This is a genomic window from Arenimonas oryziterrae DSM 21050 = YC6267, from assembly GCF_000420545.1.
In the GTDB taxonomy this organism is placed as follows: domain Bacteria; phylum Pseudomonadota; class Gammaproteobacteria; order Xanthomonadales; family Xanthomonadaceae; genus Arenimonas; species Arenimonas oryziterrae.
The window spans coordinates 622124-648675 of sequence record NZ_ATVD01000001.1; the positions used below are offsets into that span (position 1 = coordinate 622124).

General features: G+C 66.2%; 25 protein-coding genes and 1 pseudogene. 10 read left to right on the plus strand and 16 right to left on the minus strand.

The annotated features are described in order from the left end of the window. Positions 1-1298: 1298 nt before the first annotated feature. From G467_RS18480 to pilG, 4 genes and pseudogenes are all read right to left on the minus strand, one after another. Positions 1299-3632: pseudogene (locus G467_RS18480) on the minus strand (FimL-related protein); the annotation flags it as partial. A 116-nt stretch (positions 3633-3748) separates the two neighbouring features. After that, positions 3749-5794, minus strand: coding sequence for a methyl-accepting chemotaxis protein (locus tag G467_RS0103180; RefSeq protein WP_022968282.1), 2046 nt, complete (start codon positions 5792-5794; stop codon positions 3749-3751). Between the two features lie 41 nt (positions 5795-5835). Then, the gene (locus tag G467_RS0103185) at positions 5836-6390 is read right to left on the minus strand and encodes a chemotaxis protein CheW (RefSeq protein ID WP_022968283.1); all 555 of its coding nucleotides are present in this window, start codon (positions 6388-6390) and stop codon (positions 5836-5838) included. A gap of 7 nt (positions 6391-6397) precedes the next feature. Beyond that, positions 6398-6799 (minus strand): twitching motility response regulator PilG, encoded by a 402-nt coding sequence (gene pilG / locus G467_RS0103190; RefSeq protein WP_155844815.1) that lies wholly within the window; start codon positions 6797-6799, stop codon positions 6398-6400. 177 nt (positions 6800-6976) lie between these two features. On the opposite strand from pilG, the gene gshB reads away from it, so the two are divergent. Together gshB and G467_RS0103200 are read left to right on the plus strand one after the other, a co-directional pair. After that, positions 6977-7930: a glutathione synthase gene (gene gshB / locus G467_RS0103195; protein ID WP_022968285.1), complete on the plus strand. Its 954-nt coding sequence runs from the start codon at positions 6977-6979 to the stop codon at positions 7928-7930. 45 nt (positions 7931-7975) lie between these two features. Then, entirely contained in the window at positions 7976-8854 is an 879-nt protein-coding gene (locus tag G467_RS0103200; protein ID WP_051130393.1) for an energy transducer TonB, read from the plus strand. A gap of 6 nt (positions 8855-8860) precedes the next feature. On the opposite strand, the gene G467_RS0103205 is transcribed toward G467_RS0103200, so the two are convergent. From G467_RS0103205 to G467_RS0103215, 3 genes are read right to left on the minus strand one after another with little or no spacing between them, the layout of a single operon-like run. Further along, a complete protein-coding gene (locus G467_RS0103205; protein ID WP_022968287.1) occupies positions 8861-9820 on the minus strand; it encodes an aspartate carbamoyltransferase catalytic subunit in 960 nt (319 codons plus the stop codon). Between the two features lie 7 nt (positions 9821-9827). Then, positions 9828-10283: a Holliday junction resolvase RuvX gene (gene ruvX / locus G467_RS0103210; RefSeq protein WP_022968288.1), complete on the minus strand. Its 456-nt coding sequence runs from the start codon at positions 10281-10283 to the stop codon at positions 9828-9830. After that, entirely contained in the window at positions 10280-10843 is a 564-nt protein-coding gene (locus G467_RS0103215) for a YqgE/AlgH family protein (protein ID WP_022968289.1), read from the minus strand. The genes ruvX and G467_RS0103215 overlap by 4 nt, the downstream gene beginning before the upstream one ends. Positions 10844-10923: 80 nt before the next feature. On the opposite strand from G467_RS0103215, the gene G467_RS0103220 reads away from it, so the two are divergent. Beyond that, a complete protein-coding gene (locus G467_RS0103220; protein WP_022968290.1) occupies positions 10924-12612 on the plus strand; it encodes a dipeptidyl-peptidase 3 family protein in 1689 nt (562 codons plus the stop codon). A 72-nt stretch (positions 12613-12684) separates the two neighbouring features. Here G467_RS0103220 and G467_RS0103225 read toward each other — a convergent pair whose 3' ends face one another. The 3 genes from G467_RS0103225 to G467_RS0103235 all read right to left on the minus strand — a co-directional run bounded on the left by G467_RS0103225 (position 12685) and on the right by G467_RS0103235 (position 15891). Beyond that, positions 12685-13443, minus strand: coding sequence for an outer membrane protein (locus G467_RS0103225; RefSeq protein ID WP_022968291.1), 759 nt, complete (start codon positions 13441-13443; stop codon positions 12685-12687). Positions 13444-13648: 205 nt separating this feature from the next. After that, positions 13649-14779 carry a PilT/PilU family type 4a pilus ATPase gene (locus G467_RS0103230; protein WP_022968292.1) on the minus strand — a complete coding sequence of 377 codons (1131 nt, stop codon included), beginning with the start codon at positions 14777-14779 and terminating at the stop codon, positions 13649-13651. Between the two features lie 74 nt (positions 14780-14853). After that, entirely contained in the window at positions 14854-15891 is a 1038-nt protein-coding gene (locus G467_RS0103235) for a type IV pilus twitching motility protein PilT (RefSeq protein WP_022968293.1), read from the minus strand. Between the two features lie 89 nt (positions 15892-15980). Between G467_RS0103235 and G467_RS0103240 the strand changes: the two genes are divergently transcribed. The 6 genes from G467_RS0103240 to G467_RS0103265 all read left to right on the plus strand — a co-directional run bounded on the left by G467_RS0103240 (position 15981) and on the right by G467_RS0103265 (position 21092). Continuing rightward, positions 15981-16658: a YggS family pyridoxal phosphate-dependent enzyme gene (locus G467_RS0103240; RefSeq protein WP_022968294.1), complete on the plus strand. Its 678-nt coding sequence runs from the start codon at positions 15981-15983 to the stop codon at positions 16656-16658. Between the two features lie 69 nt (positions 16659-16727). Then, positions 16728-17570 (plus strand): pyrroline-5-carboxylate reductase, encoded by an 843-nt coding sequence (gene proC / locus G467_RS0103245; RefSeq protein WP_022968295.1) that lies wholly within the window; start codon positions 16728-16730, stop codon positions 17568-17570. A gap of 94 nt (positions 17571-17664) precedes the next feature. Beyond that, positions 17665-18105, plus strand: coding sequence for a DUF4426 domain-containing protein (locus G467_RS0103250; RefSeq protein WP_022968296.1), 441 nt, complete (start codon positions 17665-17667; stop codon positions 18103-18105). Next, positions 18102-18785 carry a histidine phosphatase family protein gene (locus tag G467_RS0103255; protein ID WP_022968297.1) on the plus strand — a complete coding sequence of 228 codons (684 nt, stop codon included), beginning with the start codon at positions 18102-18104 and terminating at the stop codon, positions 18783-18785. The genes G467_RS0103250 and G467_RS0103255 overlap by 4 nt, the downstream gene beginning before the upstream one ends. A 38-nt stretch (positions 18786-18823) precedes the next feature. Then, a complete protein-coding gene (locus G467_RS0103260) occupies positions 18824-20029 on the plus strand; it encodes an acyl-CoA dehydrogenase family protein (protein ID WP_022968298.1) in 1206 nt (401 codons plus the stop codon). Between the two features lie 40 nt (positions 20030-20069). Beyond that, the gene (locus tag G467_RS0103265) at positions 20070-21092 is read left to right on the plus strand and encodes a phosphotransferase family protein (RefSeq protein ID WP_022968299.1); all 1023 of its coding nucleotides are present in this window, start codon (positions 20070-20072) and stop codon (positions 21090-21092) included. Here the strand turns inward: G467_RS0103265 and G467_RS0103270 are convergent. From G467_RS0103270 to pdxH, 4 genes are all read right to left on the minus strand, one after another. Then, positions 21089-22096, minus strand: coding sequence for a lipase secretion chaperone (locus G467_RS0103270; protein WP_022968300.1), 1008 nt, complete (start codon positions 22094-22096; stop codon positions 21089-21091). The two genes, G467_RS0103265 and G467_RS0103270, sit on opposite strands and share 4 nt — an antisense overlap. After that, positions 22096-23028, minus strand: coding sequence for an esterase/lipase family protein (locus tag G467_RS0103275; protein WP_022968301.1), 933 nt, complete (start codon positions 23026-23028; stop codon positions 22096-22098). The genes G467_RS0103270 and G467_RS0103275 overlap by 1 nt, the downstream gene beginning before the upstream one ends. Before the next feature lie 117 nt (positions 23029-23145). Further along, positions 23146-23943 (minus strand): ABC transporter substrate-binding protein, encoded by a 798-nt coding sequence (locus G467_RS0103280; RefSeq protein WP_022968302.1) that lies wholly within the window; start codon positions 23941-23943, stop codon positions 23146-23148. After that, positions 23943-24542 (minus strand): pyridoxamine 5'-phosphate oxidase, encoded by a 600-nt coding sequence (pdxH, locus tag G467_RS0103285; RefSeq protein ID WP_022968303.1) that lies wholly within the window; start codon positions 24540-24542, stop codon positions 23943-23945. The genes G467_RS0103280 and pdxH overlap by 1 nt, the downstream gene beginning before the upstream one ends. Positions 24543-24574: 32 nt before the next feature. On the opposite strand from pdxH, the gene G467_RS0103290 reads away from it, so the two are divergent. Continuing rightward, complete coding sequence (locus tag G467_RS0103290) at positions 24575-25402, plus strand: D-glycerate 3-kinase (RefSeq protein ID WP_022968304.1); 828 nt, start codon at positions 24575-24577, stop codon at positions 25400-25402. Positions 25403-25442: 40 nt separating this feature from the next. Here G467_RS0103290 and G467_RS0103295 read toward each other — a convergent pair whose 3' ends face one another. Together G467_RS0103295 and G467_RS0103300 are read right to left on the minus strand one after the other, a co-directional pair. Then, positions 25443-25649 carry a dodecin family protein gene (locus tag G467_RS0103295; RefSeq protein WP_022968305.1) on the minus strand — a complete coding sequence of 69 codons (207 nt, stop codon included), beginning with the start codon at positions 25647-25649 and terminating at the stop codon, positions 25443-25445. 59 nt (positions 25650-25708) lie between these two features. Next, positions 25709-26518 carry an NAD-dependent epimerase/dehydratase family protein gene (locus tag G467_RS0103300; RefSeq protein ID WP_022968306.1) on the minus strand — a complete coding sequence of 270 codons (810 nt, stop codon included), beginning with the start codon at positions 26516-26518 and terminating at the stop codon, positions 25709-25711. Positions 26519-26552 lie beyond the last annotated feature (34 nt).

Here is a 26552-nt window from a genome sequence, read left to right on the forward strand (position 1 = left end):
GGCGCTTCGAGGGCATATGCGGCAATCATGGCGGCGAGCGCATCGTCGGCTTCGACGCCTGCGGGCACGGCAGCTTCGGCTGCGACCGGGGCATCGGCTGCGAAGGCAGCGACCTCCACGGACGCGGCTTCGGGCTCGGGTGCGGCTTCGTCGAACGAGAATGCCGGTGCGGCGGCATCCGGAGCCGGCGCCAGGAAATCTTCCAGCGACAGCATTTCGGTTGCCGGCGCTTGCTCCAGGGCGGAGGTCGCGGGCTCGTCGACGGACGGCTCGACGGTATCGGCGAATTCGATCGTCTCGAACGACGGCAGATCGTCGGCGGCATCGACCACGAGCGGCTCGGCCGCGGCGGCTTCCTCGACCAAGGACGCTGTTTCGACCGGCGCTTCCGGCGCGACGTCGTCGAAACTGATTTCTTCGAACGACACTGCGTCGGCTGCCGGCGTTTCCGCCTCGGCCGCGTCTTCGATCACCGGTGCATCGAACTGCACGGCGTCGAACTGCGCGGTCTGGAACTCGGGAATCGCGGAGATATCCGGCGTCTCCAGCGTGACGGCGCTGGGGAAATGCCCGGTCTCTTCGACGTCGGCATGCGGACTGACGCTGGGCAGCAGCGAGTCGGGCAACTGGTCGCGCAACGCTTCCGCACGCGCGGCGAGATCATCGAAGGTCGGCAAGGCCTGACGCGGACGCTCGAGCGCGATGATGGTCTGGCGGATCGCGGCGGCGGTATCGGCAATGACCGACACGCCTTCGGCGCTCGGTGTCTTGTGATGGGCGAGCGAACGCTTGATGTAGCCTTCCAGCGGCGCGGTGACGTCGGTGATCACCGAGACTTCGGTCATCGCGAACGCGCCGTTCATCGTATGCACGGAACGCAGCAACGGATCGGTGACCGGCTGCGGGCCGCGGGCTGCGCAGGCCGCCAGCCAGGCATCGATCGTTTCGAGGTGACCGTCGACTTCGGGCTTGAGAATTTCGAACAGCACGGGGTCGATCGCGAACGCAGTGCTGCCACCGTCTTCGGCGAGTTCGACGACTTCTTCGGGCTCGGGGATCGCTTCGACCACCGGTTCGGCGGACATCGCCACCGCTTCGGGCGCTTCGACTTCCGACGCCGGGCGATCGGCCAGGCCTCCGACGGGGATATCGGCGGCGACCGCAGCCAGGGGCGACATCTGATACGTCGCTTCCTCACCGGCGGACAGACGATCGGCGACCGCCTGGATGCCTTCGAGATCGGCGTACACGGTTTCGCCCTGCAGCGCGGCGCGCAGCAGCGGCAGATTGGTGAACGCCAGTTCGATCAACGCGACCACCGCCGGCGAGGCGGGGCGCGAGTTGTCGAGCACGCGGTTGAGCATGCTCTCCACTTTCCAGCTGAATTCGCCGAGCGTCTTCGCACCGACCAGGCGGCCGCTGCCTTTGAGCGTGTGGAACACGCGACGGATCGGGCGCAGCAATTCGCCACTGTTCGGCGAGGCGCGCCACGGCGGCAGCAACTGGTCGAGATTGCCGATTTCTTCCTCGAATTCCTCGAGGAAGACTTCGCGGATTTCGTCGTCGATCTCTTCGCTGCTCGCACCGTCGAAACCGGGAATCGGCGCCAGACCATGCGGTGCAGCGGATGCCGCCGTGACAGCAGTAGCGGCGGGGATCGCCGCCGCGGCAGCTGCGGCAACGGCAGAAATCGCGGCAACGGGAGCAATGACTTCGATCGGCGGCGTGAACGGCACAGGCGCCGGTTCAACGGCGGCCGGTGCTTCGATGACGGCCTCTGCAGGTGCTTCGACCAGATCGGCGGCGACCGGCGCCGCTTCGATGACGGGCTCGACGACCGGCGCCGGTTTCGGCGCTTCCACGACGGGCGCCGGCGCGGGCTTGGCCGCTTCGACGATCGGCGCGGCGGCATCTTCCGCCGGCAACGGCCAGTAACCGAGCGATTCCAGGCTCTGGCGCGCGACGTCGATGATCTGGTCGCGGTTCGGACGGCGATCGCGCAGGGCTTCGAGGTAGTACTCGAGGCTGGCGAGCGCGTCGGCGAGGCGATCCATCTGCTGGCCATTGGGCACGCGATGACGACGCAGCAACTCGTTTTCGGTGAAGCGACGCACGGCCGTCAGATAGTCGGACGGCGCCTGGATGTCGAGAATGCGCAAGGCGCCGGAAACTTCCTCGAGCAGACGCGGCACGTCGGTGAGCTGGGCATGATCCCAGTGCGTTTCCACGAACGCGACGAAGCACTGGCGTGCCTGCGCGAAGTTCGTGATCGCTTCCTTGATCAGTACTTCGAGCAGCTTGCGCGATTCGTTGGTCGGCATCGCCGGCGCCTGGCCGGCGGCCTGCGATTCGGCTTCCGCCTCGCCCTGGCCCAGACGTGCGACCTGGTCGTCGAGACTGGCTTCGACATACAGCAGCGCACCGGCGATATCGAGCAGGGTCGATTCGTCGTTCTTGCGCTGACCGGTGGTGACATCGTGGATCGCGGTGCGCTGTTCCTGCACCACGCGGCGCGGCACGCCCAGACCGAGCATGCCCAAGGTATCGGCGACGCGGTCGAGCGCTTCGACCTGCGCATTGAGTTCGGACGCCGGCGCATCGGGCGTACGCAGATGCAGATCCAGCGAATCCTTGACGCGCAGCAGGTCTTCCTTGATCGCACCGGCGACGGTTTCGAGCAGGGCGCGGTTGTGACCGGTGAGGCTGCCGCGCGCATGCGCGAGTTCAGCTTCGCTCGGGCCGCTGCCGCTGAGACCGAACACCTGGCGGATTTCGCCGATGCGGCCTTCGTCGCTGCCTTCATGCGCAACGAAGTACAGCAGGCTCTTGGTCAGTTCGATCGGCGGATCGGTACGGAATGCCGCATCGCCGCCCTCGGCCAGGCGCTTGATTTCGCGCTCGACCTTGGCCAGCGCCTGCTTGAGCGGCGTGCTGACCGGGAAGGCATTCTTGCCCAACGCATCAAGCGTGCCGGCGGCCACCCAGAACAGGCGACGCGCGGGCTCGGCGGTGGTGATCGGCACCAGTTGTTCGCAGACATCGGTGAGGTCGCGAACCGTGTTGGTGCTGTTGTCGTCTTTGAGCCAGCGCAACAGCGCGCCCTGATACAGGCCGCGCAGGGTTTCGGCGCGACGGCGCAATTCATCGTTGGGCAGCGGTTCGGCCGGGCCGTGCGCGTTGGCCGGCAACGGCCGCGACAGGTCGGGCGAGAACAGCACGCTTTCGCTCAGGCCCTTCTCGCCGCGCGCGGCGCGCAGCTGGTTGAGCACGGGCAACAGCACGATCGGGATGTCGCGGTGACCGCTTTGCAGACGTTCCAGGTAGTCGGGCAGCTGCACGATGCCCTGCATCAGCACGCCGTACGCGTCCTCGCGGTTCTCGACTTTTTCGTCGATCAGCGCCTTGGACAACTGCTCCATTTCCTCGGCAACCATCGCCGCGCCGTAAAGCTCGACCATGCGCAGCGTGCCTTGCACCTGGTGCAGCAAGCTGGCGCAGGAGCGCAGCTCACCGACATCGCCGCCGTCTTCGACGTAGGCTTGCAGGGCGTCCCGGGCTTGCTTGAGCGTCTCATCGAGCTCGGGCTTGACCCAGGTCAGCGTGGTGAAATCGATATTTTCGTGCAGCCTCATGCCGAGGTCCTGTCTATACGCTGACGCCGTTGCCGACGTCCTCGCCAAGCCAATGCCAATGCCACCTGATTGAATCAGACCAGTGATTCAGACCCTTTGCAGCGAACCGTCCGGGATCAGACTGCCGGCAGCTTGAAGTCGGCGACCGAACGACGCAGGTCGGCAGCGAGCTGCGCCAGGTTGCCGATCGACTCGGCCGTCTGGCTCGCACCCTGCGAGGTCTGCGTGGTGATTTCCTGAATGACGGACATCGTCGCGGTGATGTTGGTCGCCGCGGTGGACTGCTGGCGCGCTGCCGCGGAGATGTTCTGAATGAGGTCGGCAAGGTCGTTCGAGACCTTTTCGATCTCGCCCAGCGCCAAGCCTGCGTCCTCGGCAAGTCGGGCACCGGCCACCACTTCCGCGGTGGTCTGTTCCATCGAGCTGACCGCTTCGTTGGTATCGGACTGAATCGTCTGGACCAGCGCTTCGATTCGCTTGGTCGCGTTCGATGCGCGTTCCGCGAGTCGCTGCACTTCGTCGGCCACGACCGCGAAGCCTCGGCCCGCTTCACCGGCGGAGGCCGCCTGAATAGCGGCGTTAAGCGCCAGGATGTTCGTCTGTTCGGAGATGTCGTTAATCAGTTCGACGATCGAGCCGATTTCCTGCGAGCTTTCGCCCAGTCGCTTGATTCGCTTCGAGGTTTCCTGAATCTGGTCACGGATGTTGTCCATGCCCTGAATCGTCTGGCGCACCACGTCGGCGCCCTTCGCGGCGATTTGCACGGAGCGCTGGGCCACGTCGGCCGACTCGGCCGAGTTCTTCGACACCTGGTCGATGCTCGATGCGATCTCGTTGATCTGCGCCGAGGCGGAGGTGATCTGCTGCGCTTGGTGTTCCGCGGCTTCGGCGAGGTGCATGGCAGTCGCCTGCGTTTCCTGGGCAGCGGCAGCGACTTGCACGGCGGTTTCGTTAATCGTCGACACCAGGGATCGCAGCGCTTCGACCGCGAAGTTGATGGAGTCGGCGATCGCGCCGGTGATGTCTTCGGTCACCGTCGCCTTTACGGTCAAGTCACCTTCGGCGAGCGAGCCCATTTCATCGAGCAGTCGCAGAATGGCTTCCTGGTTACGCTGATTCAGCTCTTGCGTGCTGGCCAGTCGGCGACGCTGGTCGCGGCTGACGGTCCAGAGCAGACCGGCGATTGCGAGGATGGCGATGATGCCGGAGACGAGACCGATGATGTTGTTCGGGAACACGCGGGCCAGACTCGAGCCGAACGTGTTGAACAGCGCCTGGCTGTCTTCGAGCAGGACGTTGGAATCGCCGGAGATCGCGGTTGCGGCCTGCTGCACTTCGAACAGATCGGTCGAGGCCTGCAGGATGCCGTCGATTTCCTTCTGCGAATCGGCGTAAAGCTTTTCCACCTGGTCGACGGCGGCGCGCGCGGCCGGGCTGCTCACGGCATTGACGCCCATGTCGGCGTTGCCCTGCTTGAGACCGGTGAGCACCTGTCCGAATACCGCGGAGTCGCGCGAGAGCGCGTCGGCGGCCGTCACGGCGCGATCGCCACCGGCCAGGATTTCCGTCACGCGACGCGACATTCGGTCAGCGAGCACCATCTGGCGATTGGCCAGGTAGGTCTGCGAGGCCGGGGCACCGCTGTCGGCCATCGCGCGCACGACTTCGTCGAGTCGGGCGGAGAGCTGCGGAATACGGCCGGTGAAGCTGTTGGTCGTGTCGGTGAGGTTGAGGATCTGCTGCTGGCTCTTGGCGATGCGCTCGGCGTCCTGCGACATCTTGGTCCAGATGTCCGTCACCTTCTTGAGTGCGACGCCGACACCCTGTTCGCGGACGTTGCCTTCATAGGCCTCCACGTTCTGGGTCACGCTGCCCTTGCGCAGGGTCAGCACGATTTCGTCGATGCGCTTCTTGGTGGCGGTGAACTCACCGAAGGAGTCGGCGTTTCCTTCGACGGCCTCCTTGGAGTATTTCGCCAGCTGCTGCGAGAGCACCTGCAGTTCGGCCGTGAGGCTTCGTGCGTTGTTTTCCTGTCGGGACAAGTACGTGGCGTAACCGAAGTTGGCCAAGAACAGGGCGACGGAAACGATCAGGATGAACAACCAGGTCCTGAGACCGAAGTTGCTGACCTTGTCGGAAAACGAGCTAGCGTTGGTGCTCATATCTGGACCTCACCCCAAGTAGTGCTTTTTATCGGTCGCTTTTAAGCGGTGGCTTGCCGGAACTCAGGCGTGCGCGTCAGCGTTGCCATGCTGAACACACCCCAGGATGTATCTGCCAGGCGGTAGACCTGGTTGACGAAGTGGGCGTAACGCCCCTCGTCCTCGCCGGACAGTTCGGCCCGGTGCGAATCATTGAATGTGCGTTGTCCGAACAACTCGTCGATGATCACGGCGACGTTGCCGCCGGCCTGACGCACGACGAGGCAACGCTGGCCTTCGTGCACGACCGTGCGTTCGCCTTCCAGGAACTGCTTGAGATCGACGACCGGCAGCAGGCTGCCGCGGACGTTGGCGACGCCGAGCATCCACGGCTGCGCGCCGGGCACGGCCGTGACCTGCGGCAGATGCAGGATCTCCATGATCTCGTCGAACGACGACACCATGCGTCGTTGGCCCAGACGGAAACCCACGCCGCGCCAATGTCCCGGCGCTTCAATCATTTCGGGTCGGCCGGCGACGTGCGCCAGCGAGCGATCCTCGTAATCGAGCAGGGTGTCGAAGGAACTGGTGCGGGCGTTGGTGGTGGGCTTGGCCATGGCGTGATCAGTTACCGGGCACGTACTTGCGGATCGCCGTCAGCAATTCGTCGCGGGTGAACGGCTTGGTCAGGTATTGCTCCGAACCGACGATGCGGCCGCGCGCCTTGTCGAACAGGCCGTCCTTGGACGAAAGCATGATCACCGGCGTGCCCTTGAACATCTGATTGTTCTTGATCAGGGCGCAGGTCTGGTACCCGTCCAGACGCGGCATCATGATGTCCACGAAGATGATCTGCGGCTGGTGGTCGGCGATCTTGGCCAGGGCCTCGAAACCGTCGGTGGCCGTGACCACTTCGCAGCCTTCCTTCTTGAGGAGGGTTTCCGCTGTCCGCCGGATGGTCTTCGAATCATCGATGACCATCACGCGCAAGCCGTTGAGATTGCTTTCTTCCATCTGACTCCCCATGACATGGCCTCTGGGCACACCATCCACTGGCGTTTGGCCACGTAGCTTATATCCCAGCGCGAGCCAAATGTGTCAAGCGCAGGCCTTGTTGGTGCTGGATTCCGTGACACCCTGCACGATAGCGGGGCGGCCCTGCTAGGCTAACGCGCAGCACACTCGCCCCAGCGGATTTTACGCATGACTTTGAACGTGGCCGTGGTGATGGACCCGATCGGTGCCATCAAGATCGCCAAGGACACCAGCTTCGCGATGCTGCTCGAAGCCCAGCGTCGCGGCCACCGTCTGCATTACGTGCTGCCCGGCGGCCTCGGCATCGCCCAGGGTCGTGCTGTCGCGCGCATGGCTGCCCTGACCGTGACCGAAGACCCCGCCGGCTGGTACCAGCTCGGCGAGCCGCAGGTGGCTCCTTTGGCCGGAATGGACGTGGTGCTCATGCGCACCGACCCGCCGGTCGATGCCGAATACCTGCACGACACCCACGTCCTGTCCTTGGCCCAGGCCGAGGGCGTGCTGATCGTCAACGACCCCCAGGGGCTGCGCGATCTCAATGAAAAACTCGCCGCCCTGCTCTTTCCGCAGTGCTGCCCGCCGACGCTAATTAGCCGCAACGCCGGCGAACTGCGTGCCTTCGTCGCCGAACAGGGCCACTGCGTGCTCAAACCGCTGGACGGCATGGGCGGCCGCTCGATCTTCCAGGCCCGCGACGGCGACCCCAATCTCAACGTGATCCTGGAGACCCTGTGCGACGGCGGTCGCCACCTGGCCCTGGCACAACGCTACCTGCCGGAGATCCGGGACGGGGACAAACGCATCCTGCTGGTCGACGGCGAGCCGGTGCCCTATTGCCTGGCCCGCATTCCCCAGGGCAACGAATTCCGCGGCAACCTCGCCGCCGGCGGCCGCGGCGAAGGCCGGCCGCTGTCGGACCGGGACCGCTGGATCGCGGCCCAGGTCGGCCCCGAGCTCAAGCGGCGGGGCATGATCTTCGTCGGCCTGGACGTCATCGGCGACTACCTGACCGAAGTCAACGTCACCAGCCCGACCTGCGTGCGCGAACTCGACAAGCAGTTCGGCCTGAACATCGCCGGCACCCTGTTCGACGCGATCGAGGCCAGGCGCGCGACCGCATGAGGGCCTGACGTGAGTTCGCCGGCAAACCCGCGCCCCGATACCGACCTGCCCGCACCGGGCCCGACCCAGGGCCCGACGATCGGTCCGAGCGAGCGTCTGTCGGCGACGCTCGCCTTGTCGCTGATCGCGTTCGGCGTGGTGATCCTGGGCATCGGCTTCGCCCGCGAGGACGCCGCGCCGGTCGTCCCGACTCTCGACGTCATCCTGACCCAGACCACCACCCCCGAGCCGCCCAAGCAGGCCGACTTCATCGCCCAGGCCAACAACCAGGGCGGCGGCGACCGCGACAAAGCGATGCGCCCGCGCGACCCGCAGATGGGCCTGGACCCGAAACCGCAGCCCGGCGTCGCCCCACAGCCGATGACGGCGCAGGCGCCGCCGCCCGCTCCGGAACCCGAACAACGCATGCTGACCACCACCGTGCGCAGCGACCGTGCCGTGCCCCTGCCCGAAGAACAGCCCAACAGCCCGCCGGCCCCCTTGCCCACCGGCCGCGAACTCGTGCAGCGCAGCCTGGAACGCGCGCGCCTGGCCGCCGAGATGGAGCGCCAGCAGGAGCTCTATGCCAAGCGACCGAAGCGCAAGTTCATCTCGGCCAGCACGCAGCAGTACGAATACGCGGCCTACATGCGTGCCTGGGTGGAAAAGGTCGAGCGCGTGGGCAATCTCAACTGCCCCGCGAACGTCTGCACGCCCGGCCTGGTCGGCAGCCTGATCATGACGGTGGTCCTGCGCCCGGACGGCACGATCGCCGAAATCACCATCACCACCCCCAGCGGCATCAAGGCGCTGGATCAGGCGGCGATCAAGGCGGTGCGACTGGCACAACCGTTCGCGCCGATCCCGAAGACCGCCGAGCGCGTCGACGAACTGTTCATCACGCGCACCTGGCTGCTCAATGACGGCAGCCTGGACACGAAGTAACGCGGCTCAGCTCGCGAGTACCGCACGCAGCACGGCCATGCGCACGGCGACGCCGTTGCTGACCTGATCGAGGATCACCGACGCGGGACCATCAGCGACAGTCGGTGCGATTTCGACGCCGCGGTTCATCGGGCCCGGATGCATGACGATTGCATCGGGCGAGGCACAGGCGACACGCTCGGGCGTCAGGCCGTATTCGCGGAAATACTGTTCGAGCGAAGGCACCAGGCCTTCCTCCATGCGTTCGCGCTGCAGTCGCAGCATCATGATCGCGTCGACATCTTCGAGGGCCGCGTCGAGATGACGCATCACGCGGCAACCACGCAAGGTGTCGTCTTCGGGCAGTAGCAGGCGCGGCCCGCAGACGCGGATCTCGCCGGCACCGAGCGCGCGCAGGGCATGGATGTCCGAGCGCGCAACACGCGAATGCTTCACGTCGCCTACGATCAGCACCTTGAGCTTCGAGAAATCCGCACCCTTGCGCTGGCGCAAGGTCAGCATGTCCAGCAGTCCCTGGGTCGGGTGCGCGCTGCGGCCATCGCCGGCATTGATGAAGCGCGTCGCCGGTCGCGCGCCGCCGGCGAGCGCAGCGACCGCGCCGTTGTCGGCATGACGCACGATGAAGCAGTCCACGCCCATCGCTTCGAGATTGCGCATCGTGTCGAGCTCGGTCTCGCCCTTTTTCGCCGACGAGGCCATCACGTCGAAGCCGAGGATGTCTGCACCCAGTCGCGTCGCAGCGAGCTGGAAACTGCTGCGCGTGCGCGTCGACGGTTCGAAAAACAGGGTGCAGACCGTGCGTCCGGCCAGGGCGTCGCGCAGACCGGTGCCGCCCAGCGCCTGCTCGCGCAGCCCCTGTGCCTCGTCGAGCAGGCGCGTGATCACGTCGGCGGGCAGCCCGTCGAGCGTGAGCAGGTGACGCAGTCGGCCATCGGCCTGGAGTTGCGGGACGGGAAGATCGGTCATGCCTGTCTCAGTCGGAAGCAAGGGGAATGCGGGAATCGGGTTCGATCAGCCAGCGCTCCAGGATCACCACGGCGGCGAGCGCATCGAGTTGCGCGGCCTGGCTGCGCCGGCGCTGGCCGCTCGCGCGCCCGGCGGCGAAACGCTGCGCGGCCTCGATCGAGCTGGTGCGTTCGTCGACCTGTTCGACCGGCAAGCGGTAACGCTCGCCGAGCGTGCGCGCGAAGGCGCGTGCGCGTTTGCGGCTGGGCTGTTCGCCGCCGTCGAGCGTCGCGGGATCGCCGACCACCAGACGCTGCGGACGCCATTCGCGCACCCAGCGATCGAGCGCCGGCCAGTCGGGGCCGGCGTCGAGAACCTGCAGCACGCCGACTTCGCGCGCGCTCAGCGAAATGGTGTTGCCGACAGCGACACCGATGCGGCGCGCGCCCACGTCGAAGCCCAGCAAGGTCACGGCGTCCGTCATGCGTGGCCCACGCCATCGGTGAGGAAGGACAGGTCCACGCCGATCGATCGCGCGGCAGCGCGCCAGCGATCTTCCAGGGGTGTGGAAAACAGGATCGCCTGGTCGGCGGGCACGGCCAGCCAGGCATTTTCGGCGAGCTCTTCCTCGAGCTGACCGGCGGTCCAGCCGGCGTAGCCGAGCGTGATGAGGCTGCGTTCCGGACCTTCGCCGCGCGCCATCGCCGCGAGGATTTCGCGCGAGGTCGTGACCGCCAGGTTCTTGCCGAAGCGCAGGGTCGATCCCCAGTCGCGCGGATCGTCGTGCAACACGAAACCGCGGTCGGTCTGCACCGGTCCGCCCATCAGCACCGGCAGGTCGCCGAGCGCGGGATTTTGCGTGGCGATGTCCATCTGCCGCAGCACTTCGCCAAGCCTGTAGTCGGACAGGCGGTTGACCAGCAAGCCCATCGCGCCGCTGTCGTCGTGCTGGCACAGCAGGGTGACGCCGCGAGCGAAATTCGGATCGGCCAGCGAAGGCATCGCGATCAGAAAATGGTCGACGAGGTAGCGCGAGGCGTGCATCCCGCCATTCTACCGCGCCGCACCGGCCACGACCGGGGCCGGGCGCGCTAACATCCGGCCTCCTTGCTCCGGAGCCCACCATGCGTCTTCGCCCCCTGTCCGCCCTGATTCCCGTCCTCATGCTCGGCCTGGCCGCCGGCTGCAACCGCGCGCCCGAGCCAGCCGCGACGCCGGCTGCCCCCGTGGTCGCGGCGCCGTCCTATGCGTCCGAGCATGCCAACGACTACGTCAGCGTGCCGCTGAAGGCCGATCTGTCGGCGTTCGATGAACAGGATCGGCAGATGATCGCCCTGCTCGTTCAGGCCAGCGAAGTCATGAACGACATCTATTGGCAGCAGAGCTGGGGCAACAAAGCCGAGCTGATGGCCAAGATCACCGATCCGCAAACCCGCGAACTGGCCGAAATCAACTTCGGCCCCTGGGATCGCCTCAACGCCGACACGCCCTTCGTCGCCGGCATCGGTGCGCGGCCGCCGGGTGCGCAGTTCTATCCCGCCGACATGACCAAGGCCGAATTCGAGGCGGCCGCCCTGCCCGACAAGACCAGCTGGTACACCTTGCTGCGTCGCGACGCTGCCGGCCAGCTCGGCACCGTGCCTTTCCACGTGGCCTACGAGGCCGATCTGGCCAAGGCCGCCAGTCTGTTGCGCGGCGCCGCCAAGCTCAGCCGCGACGAAAGCTTCGGAAACTACCTGCGCATGCGCGCCGACGCGCTCGGTACCGACGACTTCCAGCCCAGCGACCTGGCCTGGATGGACATGAAAACCAATCCGGTCGATATCGTGATCGGCCCGATCGAGACCTACGAAGACCAGGTGTTCGGCTACAAGGCGAGCTACGAAGGCCTGGTGCTGATCAAGGACAAGGCCTGGAGCGAGCGCCTGGCGCGCTTCGCGAAATTCCTGCCCGAACTGCAGCGCGGCTTGCCGGTCGACGCGAAGTACAAGGCGGAAACGCCCGGTTCGGCCGCCGATCTCAACGCCTACAGCGCGATCTACTACGGCGGCAACGCCAACGTCGGCGCCAAGACCATCGCGATCAACCTGCCCAACGACGAGCAGGTGCAGCTCAAAAAGGGCACGCGCCGCCTGCAGCTGGAAAACGTCATCCACGCGAAGTTCGATCACATCCTGCTGCCGATCGCCAAGGTGCTGGTCGCCGAGGACCAGGTGAAAAACGTCACCTTCGACGCGTTCTTCGAAGACACGATGTTCCATGAAGTCGCGCATGGCCTGGGCATCAAGAACACGCTCGACGGCAAGGGCACGGTCAGCGATGCACTCAAGGAATATTCGTCGAGCTTCGAGGAAGGCAAGGCAGACATCCTCGGCCTGTACCTGATCACGCAACTGGCCGAGAAGGGCGAGCTCGACAAGAGCAAGCTCATGGACAGCTACGTCACCTTCATGGCCGGCATCCTGCGTTCGGTGCGCTTCGGCGCGTCCGACGCGCACGCGAAGGCGAACATGCTGCGCTTCAACTTCTTCCAGCAGCAGGGCGCGTTCACCCGTGATCCGGCCACCGGTCGCTATCGCGTGGAGTTCGACAAGATGACGGCGGCGATGAATGCGCTGTCGGCGAAACTGCTGACCGTGCAGGGCGACGGCGACTATGCAACCGCCAAGCGGATGACCGACACGATGGGCGTGGTCTCGCCCGAACTCGCGGCCGACCTCAAGCGCCTGGACACCGCGCATATCCCGGTCGACGTGCGCTTCGAGCAGGGCCTGGGCGTGCTCGGACTGACGGCTCCGCCCGCCGCCCACTGACCTTCCTCGGGATCGGGCAAAGAAAAAGGCCGGCTGCGAAGCCGGCCTTTCTCGTTGTGCCGCGTCGCGGGATCAGAAGTGGTAGTTCAGACCGATGCGGAACGCGTTGTACTCGGTGTCGCGGGTGAAGGTTTCGGTTGCGCCCATCGAGGTGCCGGTGCGATCGGCGAGACCGTAGCTGAAGTCACCGAGGTTCGCGCGGACGTACTCGAACTTCGCCGACCAGCGCGGGTTGAAGCGATGCTCGACGCCCACGCCCCAGGTGAAACCATTGACCGTCTTTTCCGCTTCGCCGTATTTGGAATAGTTCGAGATCGGAATGAACAGGTCGGTCTGGCTCTTGACCTTCAGGTAGCTGACGCCGGCGGTCGCGTACAGCAGGGTCTTGTTGTCGTTGACCGTGAAGCCGATGCGCGGACGCAGGCTGTAGGACGCGCCGGTATCGAACGCGTGGGTCGCCTGCAGCTGCGCCGGCGCCGTCGTCATCTGCACGGGGCCGACGCGGTCGAGCGCGTTTACGTTGGTCGTGCCGTAGTCGAGCTCGATGCCGACCACGACGCGGTCGAACTGGTGGTTGTAACCGCCCTGGATACCGCCCTGGAAACCGTTGCCGTCCTGGTCGATGGACCAGATGCGCACGAGTTCGGCGCGGTTGCCGTCGTAGGTCGGCTGCAGCCAGGTGCCGCCCAAGGTCGGTTCGCTGGTGGAGTCGACATTGCCGCGGCCGACGTTGGCGCCCAGGTACCAGCCCGTCCAGCTCGAATCATCGGCAGCGAAGGCGGAAGACGACAGCAAGGCCAGGGCAACGGAAGCAAGAATTTTATGACGCATGAGAATTCCTCAATGGATAGGACGCCCGAGCATCGAATCGATTTCACTGCGCTTCGTGTCGGGGCAATGTCAGAAACGACATTCTTCGCCGCGTGGGGACACGCTTCGTCGTTCGCACCGAATCGCCAGAAAACAGGCAAAAGTCGCACAAACGAAAGGCCGGGCTAAGCCCGGCCTTCGTTGATCGTCGAGATACTGTTTCCGTTCAGCGTACTTCGGAAATCTCCACGCCATCCATGCCCTGCGACAGGCTGCGGGCATCGCCGCCTTGGGCGAGCTTGATCTTCAGGCGCACTTCGTTGGCCGAGTCGGCGTAACGCAGCGCATCTTCGTAGCTGATCTCGCCGGCCTGATAGAGCTCGAACAAGGCCTGGTCGAAAGTCTTCATGCCCAGGTTGGTCGATTCCTTCATGACCTCCTTGATCTTGTGGATCTCGCCGTCGCGGATGTAGTCCTGCACCAGCGGCGTGCCCAGCAGGATTTCCATCGCCACGCGGCGCGCCTTGCCATCCGGCGTCGGAATGAGCTGCTGCGCGACGATGCCCTTGAGGTTCATCGACAAGTCCATCAGCAGCTGGCTGCGGCGGTCTTCCGGGAAGAAGTTGATCATGCGGTCCAGCGCCTGGTTGGCGTTGTTGGCATGCAGGGTGCAAAGCACCAGGTGACCGGTTTCGGCGAACGCGATCGCGTGGTCCATGCCCTCGCGGGTACGGATTTCGCCGATCATGATCACGTCGGGGGCCTGGCGCAGCGTGTTCTTCAGCGCCGCTTCCCAGCTGTCGGTATCGATGCCGACTTCGCGCTGGGTGATGATGCAGCCCTCGTGCTTGTGCACGAACTCGATCGGGTCCTCGATCGTGATGATGTGGCCCGAGGAATTCATGTTGCGGTAGCCGATCATCGCCGCGAGCGAGGTCGACTTGCCCGTGCCGGTCGCGCCGACGAACAGGATGATGCCGCGCTTGGTCATCGCCAGCGTCTTGATGATCGCCGGCAGGCTGAGCTCTTCCACGGTCGGGATGCGCGTCTCGATGCGACGCAGCACCATGCCGACCTGGTTGCGCTGGTAGAAGCAGCTGACGCGGAAACGGCCGACGCCCGAAACGCCGATGGCGAAGTTGCACTCGTGCGTTTTTTCGAACTCCTCGCGCTGCGAGGGGCTCATGACGTTCAGCACCAGATCGCGGCTTTGCTGCGGCGTCAGTGGATTCTGGGTGATCGGCGACAGCTTGCCGTTGACCTTCATGGAAGGCGGAACGCCCGCCGTGACGAACAGGTCGGACGCCTTCTTGTGCGCCATCAGCTTCAGAAACGAGGTGAAGTCGATGCTGCTCATCCGTGAAATCTCCCGAAAACCCTAGTATTCGCCCGCCATCGTGCACCTTTCCAAGGCCGGCGGGCAAGCATGGATCAATCGAACAGGCGCTTGTCCTTGGAGTATTCCCGGGCCTGCTGCTTGGTGACGAGGCCGCGCTTGACGATATCCTGCAGATTCTGGTCCAGGGTCTGCATGCCGTATTGCTGGCCGGTCTGGATCGAGGAATACATCTGCGCGACCTTGTCCTCGCGGATCAGGTTACGGATCGCGGGAATGCCGACCATGATCTCGTGGGCCGCCATGCGGCCGCCGCCGACCTTCTTGAGCAGCGACTGCGAAACGACCGCGCGCAGGGACTCCGACAGCATCGAGCGCACCATCGGCTTCTCGCCCGCGGGGAACACGTCGATGATGCGGTCGATGGTCTTGGCCGCCGAGCTCGTGTGCAGGGTGCCGAACACGAGATGGCCCGTTTCCGCGGCGGTCAGCGCCAGACGGATGGTTTCCAGGTCGCGCAGCTCGCCGACCAGGATGTAGTCGGGGTCTTCGCGCAGCGCCGAACGCAGGGCCTCGTTGAAGCCGTGGGTGTCGCGGTGCACTTCGCGCTGGTTGATCAGGCACTTCTGCGAGGTGTGCACGAACTCGATCGGGTCCTCGACGGTGAGGATGTGGCCGAATTCGTTCTTGTTCACATGGTCGACCATCGCCGCGAGCGTGGTGGACTTGCCCGAACCGGTCGGGCCGGTCACCAGGATCAGGCCCTGCGGCTGCTCGATGAGCTCCTGGAAGATCTTCGGGCACTGCAGTTCCTCGAGGCTGAGGATCTGGCTGGGAATGGTACGGAACACGGCGCCGGCGCCGCGGTTCTGGTTGAAGGCATTGACGCGGAAACGCGCCAGGCCGGGAATTTCGAAGCTGAAGTCGACCTCGAGGAATTCTTCGTAGTCGCGGCGCTGCTTGTCCGACATGATGTCGTAGACCAGCGAGTGCACCTGCTTGTGATCGAGCGCCGGGATGTTGATGCGGCGAACGTCGCCGTCGACACGGATCATCGGCGGCAGGCCGGCCGAGAGGTGCAGGTCGGATGCCTTGTTCTTGACCGAAAACGCCAACAGTTCTGCGATATCCATGTCTTCTCTCCCCCTGGTGCGCGCAACGGTAGGCGCGCGCGGCCTCTCGGGGCAGTATAGCGCTCCCGTCGAGGTCAACAATCCCGGCCATGAATCCCCAAAGCCAGGCCTTAACAGCCGTCTTGCAGACCCTTGAGAACGCATCCCGGTTGAACCGACGGCCACCGGCACGTCTGCTGGCGGTGTCCAAGACCAAACCGGCCGAGGCGGTCGCCGCACTGGCGACGCTGGGGCAGCGCGCTTTCGGCGAAAACTACGTGCTTGAAGGCGTCGCCAAGGCCCAGGCGCTCGCCGCATTGGGACTGGAGTGGCATCTGATCGGTCATCTGCAGTCGAACAAGTGCCGGGAAGCGGCGGAAACCTTCGACTGGGTGCAATCGCTGGACCGGGAGAAGCTGATCGCGCCGCTGAACCGCTTTCGCCCCGAATCGCGCCCCAGACTGAACGTATTAATTCAGGTGAATGTGGATGGCGAAGCGAGCAAATCCGGCTGCGAACCCGCCGATGTCGCCGCACTCGCCGATGCCGTGGCCGCCGCGCCGCGACTCCAGTTGCGCGGCGTCATGGCGATTCCGGAGCCGAGTCCGGATTTCGGCCGCCGCCGCGACGCTTTTCAGCGTGTGCGAGCGATCTACGAGGCGATGCGCACGCAGCATCCTGGCGTCGACACGCTCTCGATGGGCATGAGCGAGGACTACCTGCTGGCGGTCGAGGAAGGCGCGACGATGGTGCGGGTGGGTTCGCTGCTGTTCGGAAAACGCGGCTGACGAGGCCGCCATCCGCCTCTCCGGAACGGGGCGCTATCATCGCTCCTCCGACCCCGCGCGAATTCCGCCATGACCTCTTCCGACGCTCGTCCCGCCTCGCCCCGCATCGCCTTCATCGGCGGCGGCAACATGGCGCGCAGCCTGATCGGCGGCCTGGTCGCTCGCGGGCAGGCGGCGGACACGATCCAGGTGTCCGAACCCGCCGAGGCCTTGCGCGAGGCGCTCGCCCGCGACTTCGGCGTGCGCACGCATACCGACAACGCGCAGGCAGGCGCGGAAGCGACCATCTGGGTGTTCGCGGTCAAGCCGCAGGTGTTGAAGTCGGTCTGTGAGGCCTTGGCGCCGTTGGCGCAGGAACGGCGCCCGCTGATCGTCTCGATCGCTGCGGGCATCACCGGCGCGCAGCTGTCGCGCTGGCTCGGCGGCGGGGTCGCGGTGGTGCGCACGATGCCCAACACGCCCGCCCTGCTCGGTGCCGGTGCAACCGGCCTGTATGCGAACGCCGAGGTCTCTCCGGCGCAACGCGACCAGGCCGACGCCTTGCTGCAGGCGACCGGACTCACGGTCTGGATCGACAGCGAGGCCCAGATGGATGCCGTGACCGCCCTGTCGGGCAGCGGTCCGGCCTACATCTTTCTGCTCGCCGAAGCGATGCAGGCAGCCGGCCAGGCGCAGGGCCTGCCGGAAGACGCGGCGCGGCGGCTGGCCTTGCAGACGATTTTCGGCGCGGCCCGCATGCTCACCGAATCGGGCGAACCAGCCGATGTGCTGCGCCAGCGCGTGACCTCGCCCGGCGGCACCACCCAGGCAGCGCTGGAAAGTTTTGAGGCCGGCGGATTCCGGCAACTGGTCGACACGGCGATCGCAGCCGCGACGCGCCGCGGCCGCGAGCTGTCCGCCGCCAACGACTGAGCGCATCGCGGGCCCGACACCGTACGGATGACAGCCGCCCGACGCGGCGCGATGATGCGTTTCCGCTCCGTCGTCCGCTTCCAGGAGGTTCGCCATGCGCACCGTCCGTTTGTTCCTGATCCTGCTCGTCGCGCTGCTTGGTCTGCCCACGCTGGCCGGGGCGCAATCGGTGAGTTCGGGCGACATCACCGTGCATTACAGCGCCATCCCGACGACCACGCTGACGCCGGCGGTCGCGCGGCAGTACGGCATCACCCGGTCGGCGAGCCGTGCACTGGTCAACATCGCCGTACGCAAGGGCAAGCCCGGAGCTGACGTCGCCGTGCCCTCGCGGGTGACCGCGACCGTCACCAACCTCAATGGCCAGCGCCAGGAAATGACGCTGCGCGAGGTCAAGGAAGGTGATGCGGTCTATTACCTGGGTGAAACCCGGATCAACGGCAACGAGACGCTGACGTTCGAGATCGAGGTGCGCCCGCAAGGTCGCAGCGAACCGATCCGGGCCAGCTTCCGTCAGGAGTTCTTCGTCCATTGAGCCTGTTGCTGGTACGCCATGGACAGGCCAGCGCCGGCACGTCCGACTACGACCGTCTGTCCGAGCGCGGCATCGCGCAATCGCGTCGCCTCGGCGACTGGCTGACGCAGACCGGACACGGTTTCGATGCCGTCGTCGTCGGCGGCATGCGGCGTCACCGGCAGACCTACGACGCGATCGCCGAGGCGTATGCGCGCGCCGGTCTGCCGTTGCCCGAGCCCTCGACCGACCCCGGACTCGCAGAATTCGATCACCACGCCGTGTTCGACGGCTTTGTCGCCAAACAACCCGACCACCCCGCCGTGCAGGCCAGTCGCCAGGGCGGCCTGCCCGCGCTCGGCGCGCTGATCCACGCCGCACTCGGCGCGTGGGCGGACGACGGCATCGACGACCTTCCGGAAAGCTGGAGCATGTTCGGCGAACGCGTGCAGGCGGCAGGCGCGCGCCTGGCCGCGCTGGCAGCAAAAGGCGATGTGCTGGTGCTGAGCTCCGGCGGCGTGATTTCGCGCCTGGCGCAGGCCAGCCTCGGCGCCGACAAGCGCACGGCAATCGATCTGAACCTGTCGCTGCGCAACAGCGGCCTGTGCGAGTTTCACTCCCGCCCCTACGGATTGGCGCTCGGCAGCTGGAACGCCCTGCCGCACTTGCACGACGCGCGCGATCTGTGGACCTATTACTGACCGTGCCCGCGCCCACGAACACTCTCCCAGGATTTCCGATGAGCCAGCTGTTTCCGATGTCCGATCGCGTGCGCGAGCTCGATGCCCGCCTCGCTGAATTCATGAGCGCGCACGTCTACCCCGCGGAAAAGGAATTCGCCGCCTGGGACCACGACACTGGCAAGCGCTGGACGATTCCGCCGCTGCTTGAATCGCTGAAGGAGAAAGCGCGCGCTGCGGGCTTGTGGAACCTGTTCCTGCCCAATGCCGAGCATGGCCATGGCCTGAGCAACCTCGAATACGCCCGGCTCGCCGAGCGCATGGGCCGGTCCCTGATCGCCTCGGAAATCTTCAACTGCTCCGCGCCCGATACCGGCAACATGGAAGTCCTGCACATGTTCGGCACCGCCGAACAGAAATCGCAGTGGCTTACGCCCCTGCTGGCCGGACAGATCCGCTCGGCGTTCGCGATGACCGAGCCCGAGGTCGCGTCCAGCGATGCGACCAACATCGGCCTGCCGATCGTGCGCGACGGCGACGACTTCGTGCTCAATGGCCGCAAGTGGTGGACAACCGGCGCCGGCGATCCGCGCTGCCGGATCCTCATCGTCATGGGCGTCACCAGTCCCGACGCACCCGCGCACCGGCGCCAGTCGATGGTGCTGGTGCCGATGGCGACGCCGGGCGTGCGCGTCGTGCGCCCGCTGCAGGTGTTCGGCTACGACGATGCCCCGCATGGTCACGTCGAAATGGCCTTCGACAATGTGCGCGTGCCGGTCGTCAACCTCATCCATGCCGAAGGCGCGGGTTTCGAAATCGCCCAGGCACGCCTTGGCCCGGGACGCATCCACCACTGCATGCGCTCGATCGGATTGGCGCAGCGCGCGCTGGACATGATGCTCGAGCGCGCGCGCGAACGCGTCGCCTTCGGTCGGCCGATCGGCGAACACGGTATGGCCCAGGAAGCGATCGCGCTGTCGCGTTGCGAGATCGAGCAGGCGCGCCTGCTGACGCTGCAGGCCGCGGCGACCCTCGATGCCGTCGGCAACAAGGGCGCGAAGGATCTCATCGGCATGATCAAGATCGTCGCCCCGCGCATGGCCTGCGCCGTGCTCGATCGCGCGATGCAGGTGCATGGCGCCGGCGGCTTGTCGCAGGACCACTTCCTTGCCCAGGCGTACGCCGGCGCGCGCTCGCTGCGCCTGGCCGATGGCCCGGACGAAGTGCATATCGCTTCGCTGGCGCGGTCGATGCTGAAGGCATGATCCGAACTACCTCAGTCACACGCTTACTCGTGAGCCTTGCATGACTTCCGACCGCCTCGCCCTGCCCGACACTGCCCTCGCCGCGTATCTGGAACAACATGTCGCGGGCTTTCGCGGGCCGCTGACGTCGAGCAAGTTCAAGGGCGGTCAATCCAATCCGACCTATCTGATCGAAGCGGCAAGCGGGAAATACGTCTTGCGGCGCAAACCGCCGGGACAACTGCTGGCGTCCGCGCATGCCGTGGATCGCGAATTCCGCGTGCTTGAAGCCCTGCGCGGCAGCGCCGTCCCGGTAGCTGCACCGCTGCATCTGTGCCGCGACGAGAATGTCATCGGCTCGATGTTCTACCTGATGCAGTTCGTGGACGGCCGCATCTTCTGGGATCCTTCGCTGCCCGAGGTCGCGGTCGGTGACCGTGCGGCGTACTTCGACGCGATCATCGCGACCCTCGCCGCGCTGCATACCGTCGACCCCGCCGCGGTAGGCCTGGGCGACTACGGCAAGCCCGGCAATTATTTCGCGCGCCAGATCGCGCGCTGGAGCGAGCAGTACCGCGCCAGCGAAACGCAGCCGATCCCGGCCATGGAAGCGCTGATCGAACGACTGCCGGCACGCTGTCCGGCCGACGACGGCCGCGTCGCGCTCGCGCACGGCGATTTCCGCATCGACAATCTGATGTTCGATCCCGCCACGCCGCGCGTGATCGCGATCGTCGACTGGGAGCTGTCCACGCTGGGCCATCCGCTCGCGGACCTCGGCTATTTCTGCATGGCGCTGCGGCTGCCGCGCAATCCTGCGTTGCCCGGCCTGGGCGGACTGGATCGCGCCGCGCTGGGCATTCCCGACGAAGCGACGATACTCGCGCGCTACACCGAGCTCACCGGCCAGGCGATGCCGGCCGATTGGCCATTCGTGCTCGCTTTCAGTTTTTTCCGTCTTGCCGCGATCGCACAGGGCGTCGCCAAACGCGCGCAACAGGGCAATGCCTCGAGCGAACAGGCGATGCAGGCCGGACAGATGACGGCATTGCTTGCGCAGTTGGGACTCAAGGTCCTGGGCTAGTGCGGTAGGCGGTCCAGCCGCGCCAGGGCTTCCACGCGCAGGCGCTCGTTGCCGTTGAAACTCGTCGCCAGCAGGGACTGCAAGGCCTGTGTCCGCGCCGTGTCGTCGAGCGCGCGATCGGCGAGCAGCCGCTGGCGACGCTGGTTGTAGGCCGCAAGCCGCGCCTGCCATTGCGCATGCTCGCGATCGAGCGCCGCCAGCCGTTGCGCGGCATCGTGACCGTAGAGCCGCTCGCGTTCGGCGAATCGTTCCGCGGGTGCGGTGTTCGCCGCCGCAAAGGCCTCGGTCTGCGCGAGGGCGGCCGCCATCGTGTCGGTCGGCGCGCGTGCCACGCGCTGTGCCGGGTCGAGTGTCGCATCGAGCGCGGCCAGTGCCGCCGCCCGCTCGGAAGCCGAGAGCGACGCATCGGACATCACCGCTTGGCGATCCAAGGTGTTCTGCAGATAGCGTTCTTCGTCGCCGTACCAGGCTTCGGCGATCGCATCGCCTAGGCGTTGCCGGCGCAAGGCCTGCAGGCGAGCGAAGTCCGCGCGGGAGTCGCCGGTCGGCGCGAGCGCCGCCAACTCGCGGGTCAGGGCGACATAGGCATCGAACTGATCCATGACTTCGGCGACGGCCTCCGGCGACAGCCGCGTCGACAACTGGGCAGAGACATGGCGGGACACGTCGGCGCGGATCGCGGGCAAGCCGCGTTCGCCGAGGCGGGTGAGGAAATAGTCGAACAGACGGCGCAGGTCGCGATCGATCCTCGGCCGACCAGCCGGCGACAGATTCACCGCGCCATCGACCTCGGTATCGCGCAGGGAATCGGTTCCGGCCACGGCCAGGGTTTCCGCTGCGTCCTTCGGTGCGACGCGTCCGCCTTCGTCACCCGCCGGCACGTCCGCCGGCCGGGGCGTGGGCGCAGACACGCGCGTGTCTGCCGACCGCGACACGCCGGCCCACCAGACGAAGCCGGCCGCCAGCGTACTGACGACCAGCACGAGCATCGACCAGCGACGCATCACAGTCCCGCGTTCTTCAGCCGGTTGGCATGCGCACGCAGCACGCTGGCCGGACTGGACGAGAACAGCTGCCGCAGACCGAAGGCCTGGTTGACCTCGTCGAGGTGATTCCACGAATAGTCATCGCGCAGGACCACGCCCAGGTGACTGGAGCAGCGTCCGACCAGACCATCGTTGGCCTCGAAACCGAAGAACAGCGCGCCCGCGCCGAGCAGCGGATCGGAGACGTCGAACAGGTTGGTGAGTACCGACGTGCCACCCATCGAGTAGTAACGCACGCCGCCCACGACCGCTGCGCCCTGACCGCAGGACGTCACCGGCATGCCCTGCGGATAGCGCGCATTGAAACGCGCGGCACCGGCGGAGTTCAGCGATTCAAGTGCGCCGAGCGAATCCTGCGGATCATTGTCGCCCGAGGCGAATTCCAGAAACGTGCCGAGCGCGTTGACGAAACCCGCGACCAGCGGCCGCAAGGGCGACCCCGGCGGCAGCGTCGTCGCCAGGCCATCGGCGACCTTGCTGCCGGTATGCGGCGCGCCGACGCTGGTGACCGATGCGACCAGATCCGGCCGCACCGACGCGACGTAGCGAATGGTCGGGCCGCCATGACTGTGGCCGATCAGGTTGAAGCGTTGTTTGCCGGTGATGGCGCGCAGGTGTTCGAGATAGGCGATCAACTGCTCGCCGCGCACCTCGCTGTAATTGCTGGACGAGACATTGGCGACGTAGACCTGCGCCCCGCCGGACTGCAGCTCCGACGGAATTCCGTACCAGTAGTCGTAGACGCCGAACAGCGAATCGAAACCGAGCAGGCCGTGCACCAGCACGATCGGCGCCTTGGTCTGGGTGTACCCCGATTGCGCAAACGCCGGGAAAACCGCACACAGGCATAGCAGGGCGCCGCAAAGGCGCCCGATCAGGAATCGCGACATGTCTCCCTCCCAGGATGCGTCGTAACTCATTGTCCCGGCCGGAATACGGACGGTCCGACGCTTGTATACCCTGGCGTATGGAGTGACAAGTTGCAGCGCAGCAGCGCTGCGGGCGGTTCAGCCCGGGCGCTGGGCCCAGGCATGGATGATCGCGGCGATCTCGCGGACGCCCTCGGTCAAGGCCGCCGGGCCGGGCTGCAGGATGATCGGCGACTTGATCTCGTGCAGTTCGCCGTCGCGCACGGCGGGCATGTCCTGCCAGCCCGGCCGCGCGGCGACCTTGCCCGGCTGGAATTTTTTGCCGCACCACGAACCGAACACGATATCGGGGGCCCGCGCGAGGATGTCCTCGTCGTTGGCGAGGATGCGGTTCTTGGCCAGCGATTCGCTCGCCCGCTCGGGAAAGATGTCGTCGCCGCCGGCGAGGCGCACGAGTTCAGCCACCCACTGGATGCCGGTGATGCGCGGTTCGTCCCATTCCTCGAAATAGACTTTCGGGCGTCGCGGCAGGCGCGCCGACGCGGCGGCGATGTCGTCGAGCCCGCGCTGCAATTCGTCCGCGTAGTGATTGGCGCGATCGCTGGCGCCGACCAGTGCACCGAGGCGACGCACGTAGTCGATGATGCCGGCCACGCTGCGGTGGTTGCTGATCCAGACCTCGATGCCTTGTTTGATCAGCGCCTGGGCGATGTCGGCCTGGATATCGGAGAACCCGATGACGAAATCGGGAGAGAGCTTGAGAATCTCGCCGATCTTGGCGCTGGTGAACGCGCTGACTTTCGGCTTTTCCTTGCGTGCCCGCGGCGGTCGCACGGTGAAGCCGGAAATTCCCACGATGCGCGCCTGCTCGCCGAGCGCATAAAGCGTCTCGGTCGGCTCTTCCGTGAGGCAGACGATGCGTTGCGGGCCGCGCATCAGGGATAGAGCATCCGGCGATTCCAGACGCCGTCCACGCGCTCGTAGCGCTGACGCTCGTGCAGCCGGAACTTCGCGCCGTACCAGAATTCGATGAGCTCGGGCACCACGCGGAATCCCGACCAGTGCGGCGGACGCGGCACATCCCGGCCCTCGTATTCGCGATCGAAGGACGCGCAGCGCGCCTCGAAGGTCTCGCGCGAGTCCAGCGTCTGCGATTGCAGCGAGGCCCAGGCGCCGATCTGGCTCGGCCGTGGACGCGAAGCGAAATACGCATCTGCTTCGGCCGCGCTGACCGGCTCGACCGTGCCCTCGATCTTGACCTGCACATGCTCCTTGCCGCGCAGGCCCTTCCACAGAAACAGCAGGGCCGCCTGCGGATTGATCGCGAGCTGGCGGCCCTTGCGGCTTTCGAAGTTGGTGTAGAACACGAAGCCGCGCGCATCGAAGGCCTTGAGCAGTACCGTGCGCGCCGATGGCCGTCCGTTGCGCGCGACGGTGGCGAGGGTCATCGCCGTCGGCTCGGGATCGCCGGCGGCTTTGGCTTCGGCGAGCAAGCTCGTGAACGTGGTCAGGGCTTCGGTGTGCAGATCGGTCATGAGGGTCTTCCGGTTTGTCGTATTGTCGCCCGATGCCCGGCCGACCGCACCTGACATCGATCAAGGGATTTCCGCCCGACCTGGTCGCCGGCTTGCTGGCCGAGGCGCTGGCGGTTCCCGGCCAGACGCCCGTACTGGGCATCAGCGGCTTGCCGGGTAGCGGCAAGTCGACCCTGGCACGACAACTGGTCGCACTCGCGCGAACCCGTGGCCTGCACGTCGTTGCGTTGTCGCTCGACGACTTCTATCGCACGCGGCGTGAACGCCTCGCCTTGGCTCGCGAGGTGCATCCGCTGCTGGCCACGCGCGGCCCTCCGGGCAGCCACGACCTCGCGCTCGCCGGCGCGACGATCGATGGCTTGCGCCGCCTGCGCGGGCAACAGGCGCAGACGATTCCCCGCTTCGACAAGCTGACCGATCGTCGTGTGTCACCCTCGCGCTGGCCCCGCGTCGTCGGGCGGCCCGATCTGATCGTGCTCGAAGGCTGGTGCCTGGGTGTGCCGCCGGACGACGAGGCAGCCTTGCGCAAGCCGGTCAACCGGCTGGAGGCAGACGAAGACCGCGATGGCGTTTGGCGCCGTCATTGCAATCGCGCCCTCGCCGACTATGCCCCGCTCTGGCGACGCCTCGATCGCCTGGTTTTTCTGCAGCCGCCGAGCATCGACATCGTGCCGCGCTGGCGCGGGCAGCAGGAGCGGCAGATGCAGGCCGCGCGCCCGCAGCAGCAGACGATGACCCGCGCGGAGATCGTGCGTTTCCTGCAGTTGTTCGAACGGGTGGGCCGACGCGCGCTGGCGACCTTGCCTGCCCTCGCGGACCGGATCATCGCGCTCGACGCGCGACGTCGGCCGCGGACATGAAAACGGCGGCCGCAGCCGCCGTTTTCAGAAGATCGTCGGGTCAGGAAACGAGGAAGCTCACTTTCAGATCGACACGCCACTCGTCGATGCTGCCGTCGTCGTTGGTCACGACCTTGATGCCGTTGACCCAGGCGCCCTTGATGTTCTTCACGCTCTTGGAGACTTTCTTCAGGCCTCCGGCCACCGCATCTTCCAGACCCTTCTTCGATGCGGCGTTGATCTCGATGACTTTCACGACCGTGCTCATGGGTGACTCCTTGGGATGGATGGCCCCGAGGCCTCTCGCGATCCTCGCGGGTCGCCCGACTATACGCCCGGCAAGCTGAGCGAAAGGTAGCCGGACCGGAAGTCGGAATGCTGCGGCGCCCAGCCGGTATCGCGCAGACGCCGGTTGCGCACGCGTCGCCCGCTTTCAGCGGCATCGGCGACGGACAGCGGCGGCAGGCCTTCGCGCGCGCGCAGCCAGTTCAGTATCTCCGGCTCCTGCGTCGGCCGATCGTCGCTACCCAGATAGCAGGTCGCGCTATCGCGCAGCTCGAGCAAGTGCGCCAGCGCCGCGGCCGCATCGTCCACATGCACGCGATTGCTCCAGTGCGGTCGCGCGATCGTGGCCTCGCGCGCGCGCCGCAACAGCATCGTGCGACCAGGCCCGTACAAGCCCGACAAGCGCAGCACGATACCGCCCGGGTGCGCGCCGAGCTCGTGCTCGGCGTCGAGCAAGACGCGACCGTTGAAAGCCGGGGGCATCGCCGGGGTCAGTTCGTCGATCCACTCGCCGGCGTCCTCGCCATAGACGGCGGTCGAGGAAACGAAAATCACCCGCGGCGTGTCCACGGCATCGAGGACCCGACGCAGGCCGTCGACGAACAGGCGTCGATACGCGGGTTCGTCGCGCGCATCGGGAGCCGCGCAGAAAACCACGGCATCGGGTCGTCGCGGCAGTTGCGCCAGGCCTTCGCCGCCCGCCAGGTCCACGCGCAGTCCGCGGATGCCGGCGGACGGCGGTTGTTCGCGACGGCGCAGGGCGATGACGTAGTCGCCACGACCGGCACACAGGGCGGCCAGACGCCCGCCGACATCGCCTGCACCGGCGATCACCACACTGCGTCGGGACATCGGGGGCACGGACGGCTCCGGAAATCGGAAGCAG